Below are 16,540 nucleotides of genomic sequence, written 5' to 3'. Positions count from 1 at the left end.
AGTTGGAGATGAATATCAGAAGTACATCGTATATTCCTACATCCGGAAGCACTGCAACCCGTTCGGCTGATCTGTTAGCCTACACTTTGCCTAATGACTGCGAGGTGTACCTGAAAACAACTCGTCAGGAAACAACACTGCAAAAGCAAGCGGGTATCTGGAATCTTCACGGCGATTTAAACAACGAGGGTATTATCGCCCTTGCAATTTTTTAAATTAAAAACTAAAAATGAAGAATGAAAAATTGCGCAAGCGACGAATAACATTTTTCACTTTTAATTTTTTTCATTCTTAATTATTAATTCAATGATAAGATACTATTCATGTGACGACAGGTCACAATTGGACGAGGTTTTGAAATTTGACGGAAACTCATACAGCGACTTCGATATCTCAATTGATGTAATTGGTAAGATAAACCTGAATCCTCCCTTAGAGCCAATTATCGGTGAAGATGGTGAGACTACTTACCCCGAAGACACGCGGGAACCTGTGTACAGTGACTTTCTTTTCAATGTCATTTTCTTGAATGATTCTAAAATTGGGTTATTCAAGAATTTCAAGGAAGAAACGCCCAAAACGCCGTTAAGGAGGTTTTTGTAAAGGGGTATAATTATGGCATCAGGACAAAGCAGAATAGAATTAATTTTAGAACTAAGCAACCGTTTAGGAACAGGTCTGAATCAGGCACGTTCGCAAATAAGGTCAGAGATCGGAGGTTTTCAAGGTCGTGTGTCAGAATATGCTTCACGCATTAGGAATGATTTAAGTTCTGTAACTAACGATCTTCCAATTATAGGGGGTAGGCTTGGTTCTTTAATGAATCCAACAATGGCTATTGTTGGCGGCATCGGGTTAATAACTACAGGGTTGATTAAGGCAACGGATAGGGCGGCAGAATTCAACTCTGAGTTTCGAGATTTGGCAAATTTGAATCTGAGTAAATCACAGGAAGAAATAGACGATCTTAGAAGAATGGTCTTAAATTCTGCTTGGAAAAAGGGTTTTAATGCCGAAAAAACATCAAATGCGTATAACGAACTGCAATCCACCGTCGGACTTTACGGTATGGATGCTCAACCTATTGTAGAAAAACAAGGCGAATTTGCCTTGTTGATGAAAACAAGCATGGATGAATATGTTGCGGGAACTGCCAAGGCTATGGCAAACTGGCGTTTTGGTGTCGATAAATTGGACGATTACAACAAATCAAATTATGCAGCTATGCAAGTTGGGGTTGTTTCTTTTGCCGAACTAGCAAAGGTGCAATCGGTATTTGCAGGTTCGGCGGCTTCCATTAATCAAAGTTTTGATACCGCCAATAAGTTGTTCTCTATATTTACGGTTAAAACGAAATCTGTTGACGAAGCCGCCACGCTCACTAAATCATTGTTCAATGATTTGACCAAAACACAGACTATCAAAGCCTTTAAAAGTATTGGTATAGACGTTTTTGACGCAAACAAGAAGTTAAAGCAGGCTGATGTTATCCTTTTGGAACTAAACAAAAAGTTTCAACGATTAAATAACGACAAGGCTATTGTGAATCTGAAAAATAAGTTCAAAGGCTCTGAGGGGTTGTTAGCGATGATTCAGGCTGCAACCGACCGAACAGGTGAGCTTAAAAATATGATGAATGAATTTCAGGATTCCAAATTTAATGCTGATATGGCATTGTCTCAGGCTCACAATGATATTATGTATCGTCAGGAACAGTTATCTAATAGAGTTGACACACTAATTATTCGTGTAGGACAGATGTTGTTGCCTTTTAAAGAAAAAATTATCGGGGTTGCCGAGGGTATAGTAAATGGTTTAGAACAATTTACTAAATCATCAAAAGACAAACAATCTGAATCTCGCAACAAGTCTTATGCTGACATTCATGGTGCTTACTCTCTATATATGGAGGACGCAACGACGATTTCAAAAGAGGTTTTAGAATCCCGGTTAGATTATTTATGGAAGCGTTCCAACGAAGAAAAAAAGAAATATAATGATTTTACAAACGAATATAAAGATGCTGGATTTCTTAAAACCAATAGTTTTAGTTATTTTCTTGGTACTGATTCAAAAGTGGAAATGTTCGACGAAAACAATGGTTATGAAAGATGGGAGGCATTGGGTCGGTCTGAGGCATTCAGGGACGTTGCTAAACAGATAGAGAAAGCATGGTATAATAGGGGCGAAAACGACCCAAAATTGAATAATAAAACAGATACTTCAGATTCAGGAACTGGCGATTCAGACAAGATAACGGGCGATCTAAATCGTGTTGTCGGTTCGGCTCAAGCCCCTAGAAATATAACCGTGAATATTGATTCATTCAATAAAGGCGGTATTAATACGCAAAATACATCTTTGCAACAAATGGACTCATCACAAATTGAAGAATGGTTTATTGATGTCTGTATGCGGGCTGTGAGAAACGTTGAAATGGCATATTATTAAACGGTGTTTAAATGGCTTCTATAAATAGAAATTCAAGGGATTATATTGCAATATTCGACCGAATAAACAATACTGTCAAGCGATTGCCGTCGCAAATAGCTGTTGTTGCTGTTAACTTCTCAAAGGAAAGGTTTGTCAAAAAGAATTGGGTAGATAAAACCTCTAAAGATTGGAAGAAAACCAAAAAGCGCACAGGCTCAACGCTTGTTGCGTCTGGGCGTTTAAAACGCTCCATCCGAAAAATTACGGTTACTCCATCAAGAATAACAATCGGTACTAATGTGCCCTATGCTCGTCCACACAATGAGGGTGGAGAATTTAGCGGAACTGAAACAGTACGTTCATTTGTCAAGAAACAGCATAGTCGACGTTCGTATATTCGTAATGGTAAGAGAGTGCGGGCGCAAATAGTCAAATCTCACAGAGTTAAATCTTTTACAAGAAAGTACAAACGAAAATTTGAAAAGAGACAATTTATCGGTCAATCTCAGGAACTAAATAATCGGATAGACAAATTGATTCATGATGAACTAAATAAGGCTATCAGAGGCTGATATACGCTTCTCGCATAGACAATACAACCTCACTATTCACTTTTGGGCAAATAGGAACATAATAAACCAAATTATAAACAAATAAAATAATAAAGGGTGCAATTTCCAAAAAATGGAGTTGCACCCTAGAATCAAAATTTGCACTATCGGTTTTTATTTTTTGCACTATCGGTTTTGCCGATTATAGTTGTACGGAATTACATTAATTATTTTGGGAATTCTTGCTGTTCCTTCACTTATTCTATCTAAAAAACCAGAAGCAAAAGAACTATTAGACAAAATAACACCTTATCAAGGATGGATTGGTGTTGTATTTTGTTTTTGGGGAGTTTGGGGTATAATTAGCTGTATCCTTAACCTTTCATATCTTACATCTTTCCCTGTATACTGGATTATATGGCTATTGGTTTCTATTGTTGAAGCAGGACTTGGTTTCATAATGGGTTATAGCTTGATAGCAAAACATGTTCTTTCTAAGAACCCAACATCTGCCGAAAAAGGTGAGCAATTGTTGGCAAAACTTCTTCCACTTCAAGGAACACTTGGTCTTGTTGCCATAATTTTAGGGGTTGTTCAAATTGTAGCTTCTATTATCTGGAAAGTAGGATAAAAATTATACAAATAATACAAAAAAGAGGTTGTTCCAAAGAATTTTAAGGACAACCTCTTTTGCTTTTCTTATATATCGAATTCTACTCTATTTTCACTTCGTAGATATCGTAGACAATGCCTCTCCCTCCGAACCCCTCTTTCTGCGTGATGAGTCCTTCGTTGAGATATTCCCCTCCCTTTTCTGTGGAAATTCCGAAATCAAAGTAGCGCTTACCCTGATAATACTCACCTATCAAGTAATCGAAGACAGCATCCAACGCTCCTGTCATTTTCCCATTTTCGGAAGATGAAATGTATTGCACATGAACAATTTGCGGCATCTCAAACACAACGCATCCGGCCTGCACTTGCCCATCTTTTTTGGCTTCAAATAGTTTTATATTTTGTGGAAATTTTGATTTCAGTAGTTCTATCTCTTCGAGCGAATGTACCGGTTTCACGTCGAAACGATCCTGTAGATTTGACTCCAACAACAGCCAGAAACCTGAAAAATCGTCCGATTCTTGCACTATAATGTTATTCTTGACCGCACGTTTCAAGGCTCTCCTCCTGTTCTCGGAATATTTGACCGTATTGGGAAGAGTGACACAACTCGAAATACTCCGTGCAATCAATTGTGCTTCATGCCTGAATAAGACATAAAGGTCTTCGTCCGACATTAAACGATGATAGATGTGTGGCACGGTTTTGTAAATCATTTTCTTGACTCCCTGTTCTTTCAAAAAAGAAATAAGCCGTTCGAATATCTCCATCAAGACAATTATCCCGCATTTTTCGGACAGGACGAATCCGCCATAGGTCAATCCCTGATGGGTATGCAAAACATCTTCCACTTTGTTTGCGGGTAACAGAGCCAAGAGTTTTCCCTCTTTATAAAAAAGTAAGGAAAAGTCTCGGAAACGATCGGAATGATATTCCATAAAATCACGTTTGAAAAGGAAAGTTCCATTTTTTGAGACTGAGACAAAGCTGTCCCATTCTTCCTTCAGAGCGGTATTATATGGCTTTATTTCAATCATTCGGAACGGAATTTCTTGAACTCGGCATAGGTTCTTATATAGTCTTCTTCTTCGTAAACATCCGAGGTCAGAGCTAAACAGACTGTTGCCGACGAATAATTTTTCTCGGTAGCCCAAATGCCGGGAGGAATATGTAGGGCATACATCGGATGGTTGAGAGTTACCGTGCGTATATTTTTTCCATCGTCTAACTCTACCTCAAAACTACCTGTGGCGGCAACCAATATTTCGTGGCAATACTTGTGGGCATGAACTCCACGGGTTTCTCCAGCAGGAATGTCGTAGATGTAAAAAACACGTCTCATCTCGAACGGAATATCAACATTGTTCAATACAGGCGTAATGTTTCCTGCTTTATTCTCTATCACCGGAAGTCTTATGAAAGAACAGTCGAATACCGTATTTTTCTTTATTTCGTTCACATCTTCGCGCTGCACAGTGTTTTCGTCCTTACGACGTTCCGGTTGAGGTTGTGATTTAGCGCCCTCCCTCACCATTTTATGAAAGTCTTTATAGTTGCGGATATACTCGTCTTCGTCGTAGGCAGAAGACGATAAAACAAGGCAAACAGAATTTGTTGAAAAATTTTCGAGGGTACGCCACATCATTTTGGGCACATGAATGGCTTTGTACGAACGGTTCAGTTGATGAACCCTTTTTTCGTATCCGTCGTCCAGAACCACATCAAAACTACCGGATAGAGCGACGATTATTTCCTCCTGATTTTTGAAGGCATGGCTTCCTCTTTTCTGTCCTCCCGGAACATTATATATCCAGTAGGTCCGTTCTATCTTAAATGGAGCCTGCAATCCTTCTTCAATAAAAGAAAGACTCCCTCTGCGATCTTGTATCTTAGGCAATTCCAAGATTCTTTCTTTTTCCATAGTATATTAGAATTTATAAGTTTAACCAAGGCCTCGGATTCATCTTTGTGCCACCTTTCCATACCTGAAATTTCATAATGGCATAGCCTGTTTCGGTGTCGGTATATATCTTCCCTATCAGTTGTCCTGCGGCTACTTTCTGTCCTTTAGTCACATAGGCTGATTGAATATCGGTGTATAATGTGAAATATGTTCCGTGCGAGACTAAAATGCTCACCGGAGCTCCCGGAACAAACACAATGGCATTAACTTCCCCCGGAAATACGCATTTTGCCTCAGCACCCGCATTGGCACGTATAACTATCCCCAGATTTGCCGTTGTTATTCCTCCTACGGTGTGCTCTCCATATTCCCCAACAATCCGATAACTGCCTGTCACGGGCACTGCTAGCCGCCCTTTATTTGCTTCAAAATTGTTAGACAATATTTGGTTTTCTTTGGTGGTTTTTATCTCCCGATTTTTGGTTGTTCCGGATTTTTTTGTTGTTGCAGACCGGTCTTTACTTTTTGTTTTCGAGGTATTTTTTGCTGTATTTTTCCGTTCTTCCTCTTTCTTTCTTTTTGCTTCTGCCTCTGCCTGACGCTTGGCTTCTCTCTCCTGACGGGCTATTTCTTCTGCTATTAGTTTTTCTATCTGGCTGTTCAACTCTCTGGCTTGCTGTTGTTTTTTTGCCACAACGCCCTGAAGTTCTTTTTGTTTGCCGTTAGCTTCCGCCAATTCAGAATTGAGGGATACTTCTTCCGATTGCAACTTTTTCTGTTCAGATTCCCTTGTCGCCAACAAAGACATCTTTTCTTTTTTGGTTTTCTCCAGCAAAGCCTTTTTAGCGTTCAGTTCTTCTTTCTGAACTCTTATTTCATCAATTTGTTTGTTTCTCCACTTCGAATAATCTTTCAGGTACATAAATCGCCTGAATGATTCACCCAACGATCTGCCCGACAGCACAAACAAAAGTTTGCTCTGATACATCCTTCTTTTCACCATACCTTCCACAGCCTTGTTATACCCCTGCTGTTGCTTTTTCAGTTCGGTTTCCAGAACGGGAATGTCTTGCTCTATCTTCAACTGTTCTTGGGTTATCTCATTTATCTCCTGCTCCAACAATGCCAGGCTCCGTTTCCTCTTATCAATGATGTCTTTTTTCAAACCGATAAGATTCAGGATATTGGCAGTAGTTTTTTTCAGATTACTGATATCAATCTCCACTTGTTTTATTTCGTTAAGCAACTGTTCCCGCTTATTTTTCAGACCTGTTACTTTCTTGGTCTGTGAATAAGTGAAAACAGCAAACAAGCTAAAGATAAATATGGATAACCAGATTCTCATTATTTTATATACGATTTCATCAGTTCTTTAATGGAAATCCGGGTATATTTTCCGGGCATAGAGAAGTCTATATCCAGAGACGATTTGTCAAAATCAAGACTGCCATAGGTAATGCCCACATCAAAACGCCTGTCGTTAAATTCAACCTGAGTCTGCATTTCGGTTGGGTAAACATACTTATTGTCGACAACGAAATTACGGTACGACCATTGTATCGCCTGTTTGTCTTCCTGTCTGAAAATGAGAGTAGAAGCTACCCGGTCGTTGGCATCAATGGCGAAATTGTATTTCATATTCTTATCGTCGACCGATGCCATGTACATATCGGAAGACATATTTACTTTGAACTTATTGAAATCGGATTTCTCCACTTCTTTTTTTCCCGGAATGAAGATCGAATTGGTAAGAAGTGCTTGCAGATTATAGTAATTGAAGTTCAAGCTCTTCTGCAATGCGCTGATGTTTTCAACCGCATAGTTTTTATTCATCCTGTCGATTATGTAAATACTATCGGGCGTTGCCGTCATGCGGAAACCTTCTATGCCAAACATGCGGAACGAGATTTGCATAGCTTCGTCTTTGACGATTTTTACTACGCCGCTCACTTTCTTCGAGTTCTTTGGTCCACCCGGAAGCATCAGCTGGAGTGAGATTTTTCCGCTCACATTTTTGAAGTTCAATTCTTTATCCAAAACATCCGACAGCAGTTCGTTCTGCGATTTCTTCTTAAATTCGCCCGAAGATAATGCGTCTTTCTTCGATTTACACGATACAAAAAAGGCAATAAAAGAAAGTATAACAATAAATTGAATATTCTTCCGTGTAGATTGTTTCATTATCGGTTTGATTTTTTATTCTGTTACAAGAGTTTCTGTTTCTATTTTCTTATCCAATGTTTCCGAATCGTCACCCTCTTCCTTCACTTCTTTCGCCTTTTTCCAATAGTCCAAGGCTTTATCTTTTTCGTCCAGCTTATACAACACATCGCCATAATGCTCATAAACTTCCGAACTTGCGTCCTTCTTTTCTTCGCTGTATTTCACTGCTTTTTCGATGTAGATACGAGCCATTGTATATGCACCCTGCTCATACAATATCCACCCGTAAGTATCGAGATAGGTCGGGTTCATCGGTTCTACCTTTATGGTGACACTACTCATCTTCTCGGCTCTATCCAAGTCCTTTTTTTGAAGAGACAGGAAGTAGCTGTAATTGTTCAGTACACCCAGATTCTCAGGGTTGTATTTCAATGCTTCTTCATATTTCACAAAGGCACTGTCTATGTTTCCCTGCTGATGAAACAAATCACCCATTTGTCCGTAAAATTCGGATTTCAGATAGGGATTTTCTTCATCTATATATTGAACTCCGCCATTAAGAGCCTCAAGGGCTTTAGTATAATCTTTCTCAATATAATGTGAAACTCCCAGATAGAAATAAAAAATGGGATTGTCAGGTATAAACGAAATTGCTCTTTCACAAACGCTTATGGCCTCTTGTATGCTATCGGGAAAAGCTGTTTTCAGCAATTGCTCCCATCCCACCGGATTGGAAGGGTCCGAATCGGTGAATAGTTGAAACTGAAAACGGGCATCGTCTTTCTTTTCCTGAAGCAACAACAGGTTCCCGTACATCAGGTTTATACGAGCCTCTTGCGGATACTGGGTTATCAAACTATCCATCAACGCATTGGCATTCTCCGTATTTTGATTGCGCTGCTGAAGCGATCCTATATATTGCCCCAAAATGCCCATTTTGGTGTCAACGTCTATCTTCTGGTTGAACAATGCGCTGTGCATAATTTGCTCAACAGCCTCTTTGTTACCCGTTTGCTCGTAATAGTCAGCCATTGATATAACCAACGAAGGGTTTTCGGGGTCTATGGCTTTTGCCTTTTCGTACAAGGTCAATGCCTCTTTCTCTTTCTTATCCACCATGTATAAATTACCCAACAAGATCAGGTATTTAGGTTCACGGGGATATTTGTCCACATATTTTTGTATTTCTGCATACGCCTCAGCTTTTTTATCCATTATCGAATAAAGCTGATATTTTTGCAAACTTATCCTTTCGTTCAGTCCTACTATTTTTTCGAGGGTATTCAGTGCGTCAACCGCTTCGGGTATATCTTTGTTCAGCCTGTACGATTCTGACAAGTAGAGGTATAAGTCTATTTTATCGGGGTTCTTGGCAGCAAGATCTTTGAAAATATTTATGGATTCCTCATATTGTTGCATTTCGAGCGAAAGCGACCCCAACGACATGCCATAATAGTAGTTGTCAGGATTGTATGCTACTGCCTTACGAAGATAGTCCAGAGCCTTATTCTTGTTGTTGAGCATGGTATAGAAGCTACCCAGTTCGTACAATACGTTCGAATTGGTGGAATCCGTATCATAACAATATCTCAGATAATCATAGAACGAGTCGTAATTATCCAACGATTTGGCGTTCATCGCTTCATAAAAATAGTAATCGAACAAACGTCTTTCCTCTTCCGAAAGATGCACTTTTTCAGGAATGGCTTTCTTTTCGGACGATTTTTTTTTGCCTTTTTGGGCATATATCGTAGTATTTACTCCTAAAAACAATAAAAGTATAACCAGTATCTTTGTTCTACTATTCCGCATAATTCACTTTACAAATTATTTTCCTGTATGGCCGAATCCTCCCGCGCCACGTTCTGTTTCGTCAATGATTTCGACCTCTTGCCATTCTACTTGCGCATGCTGAGCAACAACCATTTGGCAGATACGCTCCCCATCCTTGATCACAAATTCGTCGTTCGACAAGTTGACCAGAATTACCTTTATCTCTCCCCGATAATCTGCGTCAATCGTTCCGGGAGAATTTAATACCGTCAACCCATGTTTAAACGCCAATCCGCTTCGAGGCCTGATCTGGGCTTCATATCCTTCGGGCAATTCTATAAACAAACCTGTTGGCACAAGTGTTCGTTCAAGAGGTTTCAGAGTTATATCTTCACTGATATTTGCACGCAAATCCAATCCTGCCGAATATTCAGTTGCATATTCGGGCAGAGGGTGATGCGATTTGTTTATTATTTTTACTTTCATTTGTAATATATTAGCTACAAGATTGTTTCAATTTAATTTATGTAGGGACAGGTATCTGCTCTGTCCGGAAATATTTGTCTGTCGGGTGAAGTAGAGCCTCATCCCTATAATAATGTTTAAATTAACTCACGAAGTTAAACGAATTCTCAATATAAAAGCGAGATACAGTTAAAATTTAGAGTAATTTAAATTCTTATTCACATAGCTACCACCACTCCGAAAATTGTCAGATAAAGCGGAATATACACTTTAATATTATCTTTCTCCTGTTACAAAAGCATATATTTTGGGAAGAAATCTTCTCATCAATGCTCCGACCGATATTGCGAATGTTATTACAATTAAAGGCGCTGCGAAATAGATTATGAATGAACTGAGTTGGTTAAATCCTAAGAAGGAATATAAACCTTTTCTCATCATCACCATCATTGGTTCGTGTATCACATAAATGAAAAAAGAATATTTGAAGATGGGAAAATACCATTTTTTTGAAATATCCTTGTTCCTATAAATTTTATCATAGCCAAACCAAAGAGCAACAATCCCCACCAATGTGGAAGTTTTGTAGAAAAGAACCAATACCCACTCATGTGCATAATCTATATAGGTTAAACAAGTAAAAACAGTAACAGTTATTAGCCACAAGCAAACAAATAGATAAGTATATTTGAAGTCTTTCTGTAAAAGTAGGTCAAACTTCACTCTGTTTATTCCTAAATATGAGCCTGTAAGGAAAAAGAAAAAACTTATGTTTGTGAAAATGACAAAATCAAACTCAAAAGACCATGCTATAAAACCGATAATTAGAAATAACGCTTTTGTGTATTTCAATATTCTATAAACCAAAGGACTTAAGATAACCCAAATAACCAAATCTCTCACAAACCAAAATTGATACGGCAACGGTGTTATAAAAATTCTATTTAATAAATCGGAAAATGAATAATCACGAATAAGGTCGGTTGTGAAAAAGGGCTTAGAAGCCGGTATTGATTGTAAGATTAAGTAAAGAAAAATACACCAAATAGACCAAAAAAGGTATGGGATCACCAATGATTTAAATCGGGTCTTATATTTCTGAAGAAACTCATTAAAAGCTCCGGTATTGATGTTTCTGAAGAACAGGTATCCGGAAATCAGAAAAAACAAGGGGACGGCAACTCTGACAATACCTTGTGAAATAAATGTTTGAATGAAGTAATTGTATCCTTTGGTAATAGTTATCGAACCACTCAATGTATTCAAAATAACATTGTAAGAATGAAGGATAACAACCATCACCATTGAAACAAAGGAGATACATCTGATTTTATCACTAAAATATTTAGTCATAGTTTTATAATTTAAGGTTTATTTAAATTAAATTCTCGTGAATGATCTCACCCACAGTAGGATGAGGGAAGACAATCTTACGAAATTCTTCCACCGAATATCCCTTCTCGATGGCAATTCCGGCAATTACAATCAGTTCGGAAGCCGGATTTCCCAGCATGTGGCATCCGATTATCGTATCTTCCGCATCCACTATTAGCTTGCAGATGCCGTTTCCCATTTCATTTTCGGCGACAAACCGCCCCGAAAATGCCATTGGCAGTTTATGTACTTTATAGATGATTCCTTTTTCAAGAAGTTCTTCCTCGGTTTTTCCTACACCTGCAATTTCCGGATTAGTATAAACAACTCCCGGAATTGCCTTATAACTCATTCTGTCATCCTTGCCAAGAATATGGTTTACTGCAACTTCTGCTTCCCTGACGGCTGTATGAGCCAATAGCGAATAGCCGGTAATGTCTCCGCAAGCATAAACGTTGGCACAAGAAGTTTGCATATTTTCGTCAACTTTTACTCCGTTCCTGTGAAGTTCTATATTGAGTTTATCCAATCCTAGACCGTCAATAATCGGTCTGCGACCGACACTCAATAATATCTTATCTGTTTCTATACTCTGAGTTTCTCCGTCTTTTTCGATCGTTACTTCTTGGGGAGAAACTGCCGTCACCTTTGTATTCAGATGGAAGATGATTCCTTTTTTTGTGTATTCCGCTCTCAGTATAGCTGACGATTCCTTATCCATCGCACCCAGTATTTCGGGCATCATCTCCACAACAGTTACTTTCACTCCCATGCTGTTGAAGAATGAAGCAAACTCAACTCCGATAACTCCACCTCCGATAATCACCAGCGATTGAGGCAACTCTTTGCAGTCGAGGGCTTCCCGTGAAGTCCAGTATTCAGTTCCCGCCAGTCCTTTTATAGGGGGAATGATACTTTCGGAACCGGTACACAGTATAAGTTTTTTCGTTTTATAAACCTCATCAGCCGAAGTGATTTCGATATTCCCCTCATTGTCTTTGCCTGAGATTGAAGCCTCTCCCGAAACAATGACCGAGTTGTGGGCTGTGAGCTTCATTTTTATTCCGGCCGTAAGTTTTCTTACAACCTTATTTTTCCGTGCTATAATTTTTGACAAGTCAAAATCGGCATTTCCGTCAACATTTATGCCATATTTCTGCGCCGACTTGATATTATCGAGTGTTTTTGCCGAATAAAGCAGTGTTTTTGTCGGAATACATCCTTCATTCAGGCAAACACCTCCTATTGCATTTTTTTCGAAAAGGATTGTTTTCAATCCATGCGAAGATGCCCTTTCGGCAGCAGTATATCCTGCGGGGCCTCCCCCGATTATAGCAACATCGTAAATCATAACATCTTTTTTAATTCATTATCGATTTTAAGCCATTGGTCTTCACTAAATCTAGCTCCAACCACCTGTATAATATTTTCCGCAAGGAAGTTACCGATTTTTCCGCACAATTCCAACGAAAAGTCGTTGGCCAGTCCGTATAGAAACCCTGCTGCATACCAATCGCCCGCTCCCGTAGTGTCTATGCGGCTGATTTTGTTAGTTGCTATGGATATTTTCTCGTCACCTCTCTGAATCCACGATCCCTTTGCGCCTTCCTTTATAATTATCAATTCCACTTGCTTGCTCAATATAGATAAGGCTTCTTCAACTTCTACGTTCAGCAGAGCCTTGGCCTCTTCTTCGTTGGCAAAAATAATGTCGATATGTTCCGGTATTATTTCGAAAAGAAAATCACGGCTACCCTCCACAACATTGTAGCTAGCCATATCCCAGATTATTTTTGCTCCTGCTTTTTTAGCCAATTCAATGGCTTTTCGGATAAGATCAAGATTTTGGACAAGATATCCCTCTATGTAGAAATAGTCGTATCCTTCAAACTGCTCCGGCTTCAAGTCTTCGGGTTTCAGATTGGCTGCTATTCCCAGATAGGTGCCGAAAGTACGCTCACCGTCGGGCGAGATAAGTGTTGTAGCAACACCCGAAACGGCATCTTCCACAATCAGGTGCGATTTTGTTCCGCATCTCACCAAGTCTTCCTTGAAATAATTTCCATAAAAATCTGTTCCGACCTTGCCGATAAAGCCTGTATCAACACCTAGTCTACCCATTGCCGCGATTGTGTTTGACGCCGAACCTCCCGAAGCGATCAGTTTCTCGGAATTAGCAATCGACAGATTCAACTTTGTGAACATATAATCATCTATCAACTGCATACTACCTTTAGGAAATTTCATTTCTTCTAGTATATTATCATTCTTAAGTAGCACCAATACATCAACAAGGGCATTGCCTATTCCTAATATTTTCATTATTTTCTCAATTTATTGTTATTTTTTGCGTAAAGATATTGCATAATTCGGAAATATACCCTACTTTTGCCTCACTTTTGAGAGTAAAAGTATAGACATTCTTCCTTAGCTCAGTCGGTTAGAGCATCTGACTGTTAATCAGAGGGTCCTTGGTTCAAGTCCAAGAGGAAGAGCAAGAGAGACAGCTACTTACAATACAATGTAAGTGGCTGTTTCTTTTTTTTGCACTTAGAAGAGCCATGAAGGAACAAACGGATCAATGTAAAAATTGGATCAACGTAAATAATATGAGGGATTTTGATTTTACGCATATAATTTAGCTAATCTCAACAAGAAGAATGCTTTATCTCTAACTCCTCTGAATTGAGCTCTGAAAGCTTTAATTTTAGCATTAAAAGATTCACTAGCAGCATTGGTGGAACGATTATCAAAATAGTTAAGTATTGTTCTGTAGTGAGCCGCTATACTTCTTTTTACCGTATCAAAAGTTTTGAATCCTGCTTGTTCTACTGCTTCATACCATTTGGCTAATCGAGTCAAAGCTACAGTTTTGTCTTTTAACCCTTCGGGTAATAATAATTCATAACCGCTTTCCATAGAACAAAGCTAGAAAAAAATTAGCTCTCCACAATTTTTCGGCATGATCCCATGACCCCTTAATTAACGGAAAAATAAGGAGTTACAAGAATGAAAAAAGAGACAAAATGGAAAAATCACCAAATTGTCTCTTTAAGTGCGAAGGGGTATCAAATTATCGAACCCTTATAGAGGACTTTGTAAAGGTTATTGATTTTATGAAGTACATTAACTTTATGGGTATGGTTCGATGAAGTATAAAAGAATTATCCTACCCTTAACCGTTCTATTCTCGAACCAATTTCTTGAAGATTTAGACTTAATTTATGAATTGAGGGAATGGATTCCTAAACCATAACTCCTAATTTGAAAGTTGCCGGATAGTAACTTTTCTACAAAATATTTTCAAATTCTATTTACTATTTCAACATTAACATTATGTTTTAAATAAAAGCATAAGTTATGCTGAACTATGAATTATAATAAAATAATATAATATAATAAATTATGCCAGAGATGCTATATAACCAACTTGAAATCATTGGTGATGATAATCAAGTAAAAGAAGTGAGGGAGTTTCTTAAAGGAAAACCTTCTAAACGTGAGCCTAATATGTTCATTGATTTTAATAAAATTATTCCAAGTCCAGATGAATCAGTACAATGTGTTGATTGGAGTTATGAGAATTGGCAGACAAAATGGAATGCATTTTCACAGAAAAGCCCGAAACCAAATCAAATTATATTTATTACGATAAATGACCCTGTTCCATTCCTTATTAATGAATTGAGTTGTAAATTTCCTTATGTAATGTTTCTTTACATTTATTATTTGCCGGATGACGAAGTTCATCTTTTTATCAAAAATGGTATTGAAACAGAAATACCCCGAGAATGTTTCTTTTTTGATGATTAAACAAAACAAATGAAAAAGTTGAAGAAAATGAAGTTTGCAATAATACAAAAATCAATGGTAGAGAATAGCATACGTATGAAAATAATAATAATAAATAAATTAAAAAAAGTATGAGTAAAGTAATGTACACTATTAAAATTAAAGTGATTGGTGAAGAACAAGAAACTAATAGATTTTTTGAGCATGTAAAACAATTCTTCCATGATGAATCGTTGGATAGAAAATCTAATATAATTACATACAATGCTCTGCTTCATATTCAGGCTCCCAAAATCGAAGTGTTTGATGAAATACTAGAATCCAGCAAGATGTTTCCGAAATTAAATTATATATGTATTTCTAGTGATGTGCATTCCTATACATTTTGGAGGTTTCAAAATGGAAAATGTGAACATTTTCAAACTTTCTCCCTTGAATCTGAAAATATGAGCCATGAATTTGATGTAGACGAGTTTGAATCGAAAACGTTCGATTACCTGTTTGACGAAGTTTTTCCTAAAATTTCATCAATAGGAGAATTTTGTAAACATAGGGATTTGTATCAAACAGAATTAGAAAAAGAACAGACAAGTTTATAACAAAAGATTCCAACTATATCGTTTAGTTATTGAAATGCGCCAACCGGCGCATTTCTTATTTAATAAATTATCTATTCACATTCTCACAAGATACTATTACTATTTATATAACGACCGTACTATACTGTACTTGTCGATTAAATAGTAAGTAACAACTAATTTTATGAGAAATGGAAAAAAGAACAATTACCCCAAAGCTACACTTCAACTTGATAAGCTTGTCATGTGTTGTCTTTCAACACTAGAAGACAATTTTAATGATGCTATCAAATACTATCCTGAAGAATCGCTTAAACCTATCCACACATTTGGAAAAACAGTACTGACACAAACAATAGATAAAAGTAGAAGATATAAATATAGCTATAATGTTTGCTATGCCGATTATCATATAGGAAGATTAGATTTTTGTGTATTCGGACAACCCCATAGAGATGAACAAATCTGGTTTACCATAAGCAACAAAACTTTCTATAACGGAACTTTACAGTTCCTACCTCAAATTTTCTCAGACCTCAATTTAAAACTAAATAATATCACCAGAATGGAAATAGCACATGACAGCTATCATCATAACCATGAACAGGTACTAAGAAGAAACATACGAAATGCAGATAACCTGTTAAAAATAATGGGCAAGAATGTGAAAGACCGAAAAAACCGCACTTCAAAAATCAAATACTGGCACTATGGCAGCCCAGATAATCCCTTTCAAGTTCGTACTATTTACATTCAAAATGAAAGGCTGGTAAACTATCCCAAGAAGAAAGAAGATGACAGAAATATAGATACCGAGCCAAACAAAAAAAAGAAGACCAATGAAAAGAAATCTACGATAGAATTGGCTGCATATAATAAGTTAGAGGAAATAA

The 16,540-nt window shown here is 37.7% G+C and carries 16 protein-coding genes, 1 tRNA gene and 1 pseudogene; 8 read left to right on the top strand and 10 right to left on the bottom strand.

The window, feature by feature from the left end; genetic code table 11:
• The 5 genes from D0T56_RS12255 to D0T56_RS12235 all read left to right on the top strand — a co-directional run.
• Positions 1 to 215 (top strand): hypothetical protein (locus tag D0T56_RS12255; protein WP_163320451.1); only part of this gene is annotated, 215 nt, incomplete at its 5' end.
• Between the two features lie 91 nt (positions 216 to 306).
• On the top strand, positions 307 to 603 hold the full coding sequence (locus D0T56_RS12250) for a hypothetical protein (protein WP_163320450.1): 297 nt from the start codon (positions 307 to 309) through the stop codon (positions 601 to 603).
• Between the two features lie 12 nt (positions 604 to 615).
• Entirely contained in the window at positions 616 to 2,451 is a 1,836-nt protein-coding gene (locus D0T56_RS12245; protein WP_163320449.1) for a phage tail tape measure protein, read from the top strand.
• 11 nt (positions 2,452 to 2,462) lie between these two features.
• Positions 2,463 to 3,005, top strand: coding sequence for a phage virion morphogenesis protein (locus D0T56_RS12240; protein WP_163320448.1), 543 nt, complete (start codon positions 2,463 to 2,465; stop codon positions 3,003 to 3,005).
• A gap of 211 nt (positions 3,006 to 3,216) precedes the next feature.
• Positions 3,217 to 3,615, top strand: a complete 399-nt coding sequence (locus D0T56_RS12235) for a hypothetical protein (protein WP_221412355.1) — start codon at positions 3,217 to 3,219, stop codon at positions 3,613 to 3,615.
• An 82-nt stretch (positions 3,616 to 3,697) separates the two neighbouring features.
• Here the strand turns inward: D0T56_RS12235 and D0T56_RS12230 are convergent, their stop codons facing one another.
• The 9 genes from D0T56_RS12230 to D0T56_RS12190 form a co-directional block, all read right to left on the bottom strand.
• Positions 3,698 to 4,636 carry a GNAT family N-acetyltransferase gene (locus tag D0T56_RS12230; protein ID WP_163320446.1) on the bottom strand — a complete coding sequence of 313 codons (939 nt, stop codon included), beginning with the start codon at positions 4,634 to 4,636 and terminating at the stop codon, positions 3,698 to 3,700.
• Positions 4,633 to 5,520: an FdtA/QdtA family cupin domain-containing protein gene (locus D0T56_RS16795; protein WP_255491169.1), complete on the bottom strand. Its 888-nt coding sequence runs from the start codon at positions 5,518 to 5,520 to the stop codon at positions 4,633 to 4,635. The genes D0T56_RS12230 and D0T56_RS16795 overlap by 4 nt, the downstream gene beginning before the upstream one ends.
• Positions 5,521 to 5,533: 13 nt before the next feature.
• Complete coding sequence (locus D0T56_RS12220) at positions 5,534 to 6,847, bottom strand: murein hydrolase activator EnvC (protein ID WP_163320445.1); 1,314 nt, start codon at positions 6,845 to 6,847, stop codon at positions 5,534 to 5,536.
• Positions 6,847 to 7,683 carry a DUF4292 domain-containing protein gene (locus tag D0T56_RS12215; protein WP_163320444.1) on the bottom strand — a complete coding sequence of 279 codons (837 nt, stop codon included), beginning with the start codon at positions 7,681 to 7,683 and terminating at the stop codon, positions 6,847 to 6,849. Before D0T56_RS12215 ends, D0T56_RS12220 begins: the two co-directional genes overlap by 1 nt.
• A gap of 15 nt (positions 7,684 to 7,698) precedes the next feature.
• Positions 7,699 to 9,477: a tetratricopeptide repeat protein gene (locus D0T56_RS12210; RefSeq protein ID WP_163320443.1), complete on the bottom strand. Its 1,779-nt coding sequence runs from the start codon at positions 9,475 to 9,477 to the stop codon at positions 7,699 to 7,701.
• Positions 9,478 to 9,492: 15 nt separating this feature from the next.
• Positions 9,493 to 9,924 carry a dUTP diphosphatase gene (gene dut / locus D0T56_RS12205; RefSeq protein WP_163320442.1) on the bottom strand — a complete coding sequence of 144 codons (432 nt, stop codon included), beginning with the start codon at positions 9,922 to 9,924 and terminating at the stop codon, positions 9,493 to 9,495.
• 255 nt (positions 9,925 to 10,179) lie between these two features.
• Positions 10,180 to 11,256 (bottom strand): acyltransferase, encoded by a 1,077-nt coding sequence (locus D0T56_RS12200; protein ID WP_163320441.1) that lies wholly within the window; start codon positions 11,254 to 11,256, stop codon positions 10,180 to 10,182.
• 22 nt (positions 11,257 to 11,278) lie between these two features.
• Positions 11,279 to 12,628 carry a dihydrolipoyl dehydrogenase gene (gene lpdA / locus D0T56_RS12195; protein WP_163320440.1) on the bottom strand — a complete coding sequence of 450 codons (1,350 nt, stop codon included), beginning with the start codon at positions 12,626 to 12,628 and terminating at the stop codon, positions 11,279 to 11,281.
• On the bottom strand, positions 12,625 to 13,602 hold the full coding sequence (locus D0T56_RS12190; RefSeq protein WP_163320511.1) for an adenosine kinase: 978 nt from the start codon (positions 13,600 to 13,602) through the stop codon (positions 12,625 to 12,627). The genes lpdA and D0T56_RS12190 overlap by 4 nt, the downstream gene beginning before the upstream one ends.
• Positions 13,603 to 13,698: 96 nt before the next feature.
• Between D0T56_RS12190 and D0T56_RS12185 the strand changes: the two genes are divergently transcribed.
• Positions 13,699 to 13,772, top strand: a tRNA-Asn gene (locus D0T56_RS12185).
• A gap of 130 nt (positions 13,773 to 13,902) precedes the next feature.
• On the opposite strand, the pseudogene D0T56_RS12180 reads toward D0T56_RS12185, so the two are convergent.
• Positions 13,903 to 14,196 (bottom strand): annotated as a pseudogene (locus D0T56_RS12180) (transposase); the annotation flags it as partial.
• Positions 14,197 to 14,682: 486 nt separating this feature from the next.
• On the opposite strand from D0T56_RS12180, the gene D0T56_RS12175 reads away from it, so the two are divergent.
• Together D0T56_RS12175 and D0T56_RS12170 are read left to right on the top strand one after the other, a co-directional pair.
• Positions 14,683 to 15,090: a hypothetical protein gene (locus D0T56_RS12175; RefSeq protein ID WP_163320439.1), complete on the top strand. Its 408-nt coding sequence runs from the start codon at positions 14,683 to 14,685 to the stop codon at positions 15,088 to 15,090.
• Between the two features lie 110 nt (positions 15,091 to 15,200).
• Positions 15,201 to 15,668: a hypothetical protein gene (locus D0T56_RS12170; RefSeq protein WP_163320438.1), complete on the top strand. Its 468-nt coding sequence runs from the start codon at positions 15,201 to 15,203 to the stop codon at positions 15,666 to 15,668.
• Positions 15,669 to 16,540: the final 872 nt, after the last annotated feature.

This window comes from Dysgonomonas sp. 520 (assembly GCF_010501095.1).
Classification (GTDB): Bacteria; Bacteroidota; Bacteroidia; order Bacteroidales; family Dysgonomonadaceae; genus QVMP01.
The sequence above is the reverse complement of the archived record's forward strand: the minus strand, read 5'-3'. Positions and strand labels throughout refer to the sequence as shown.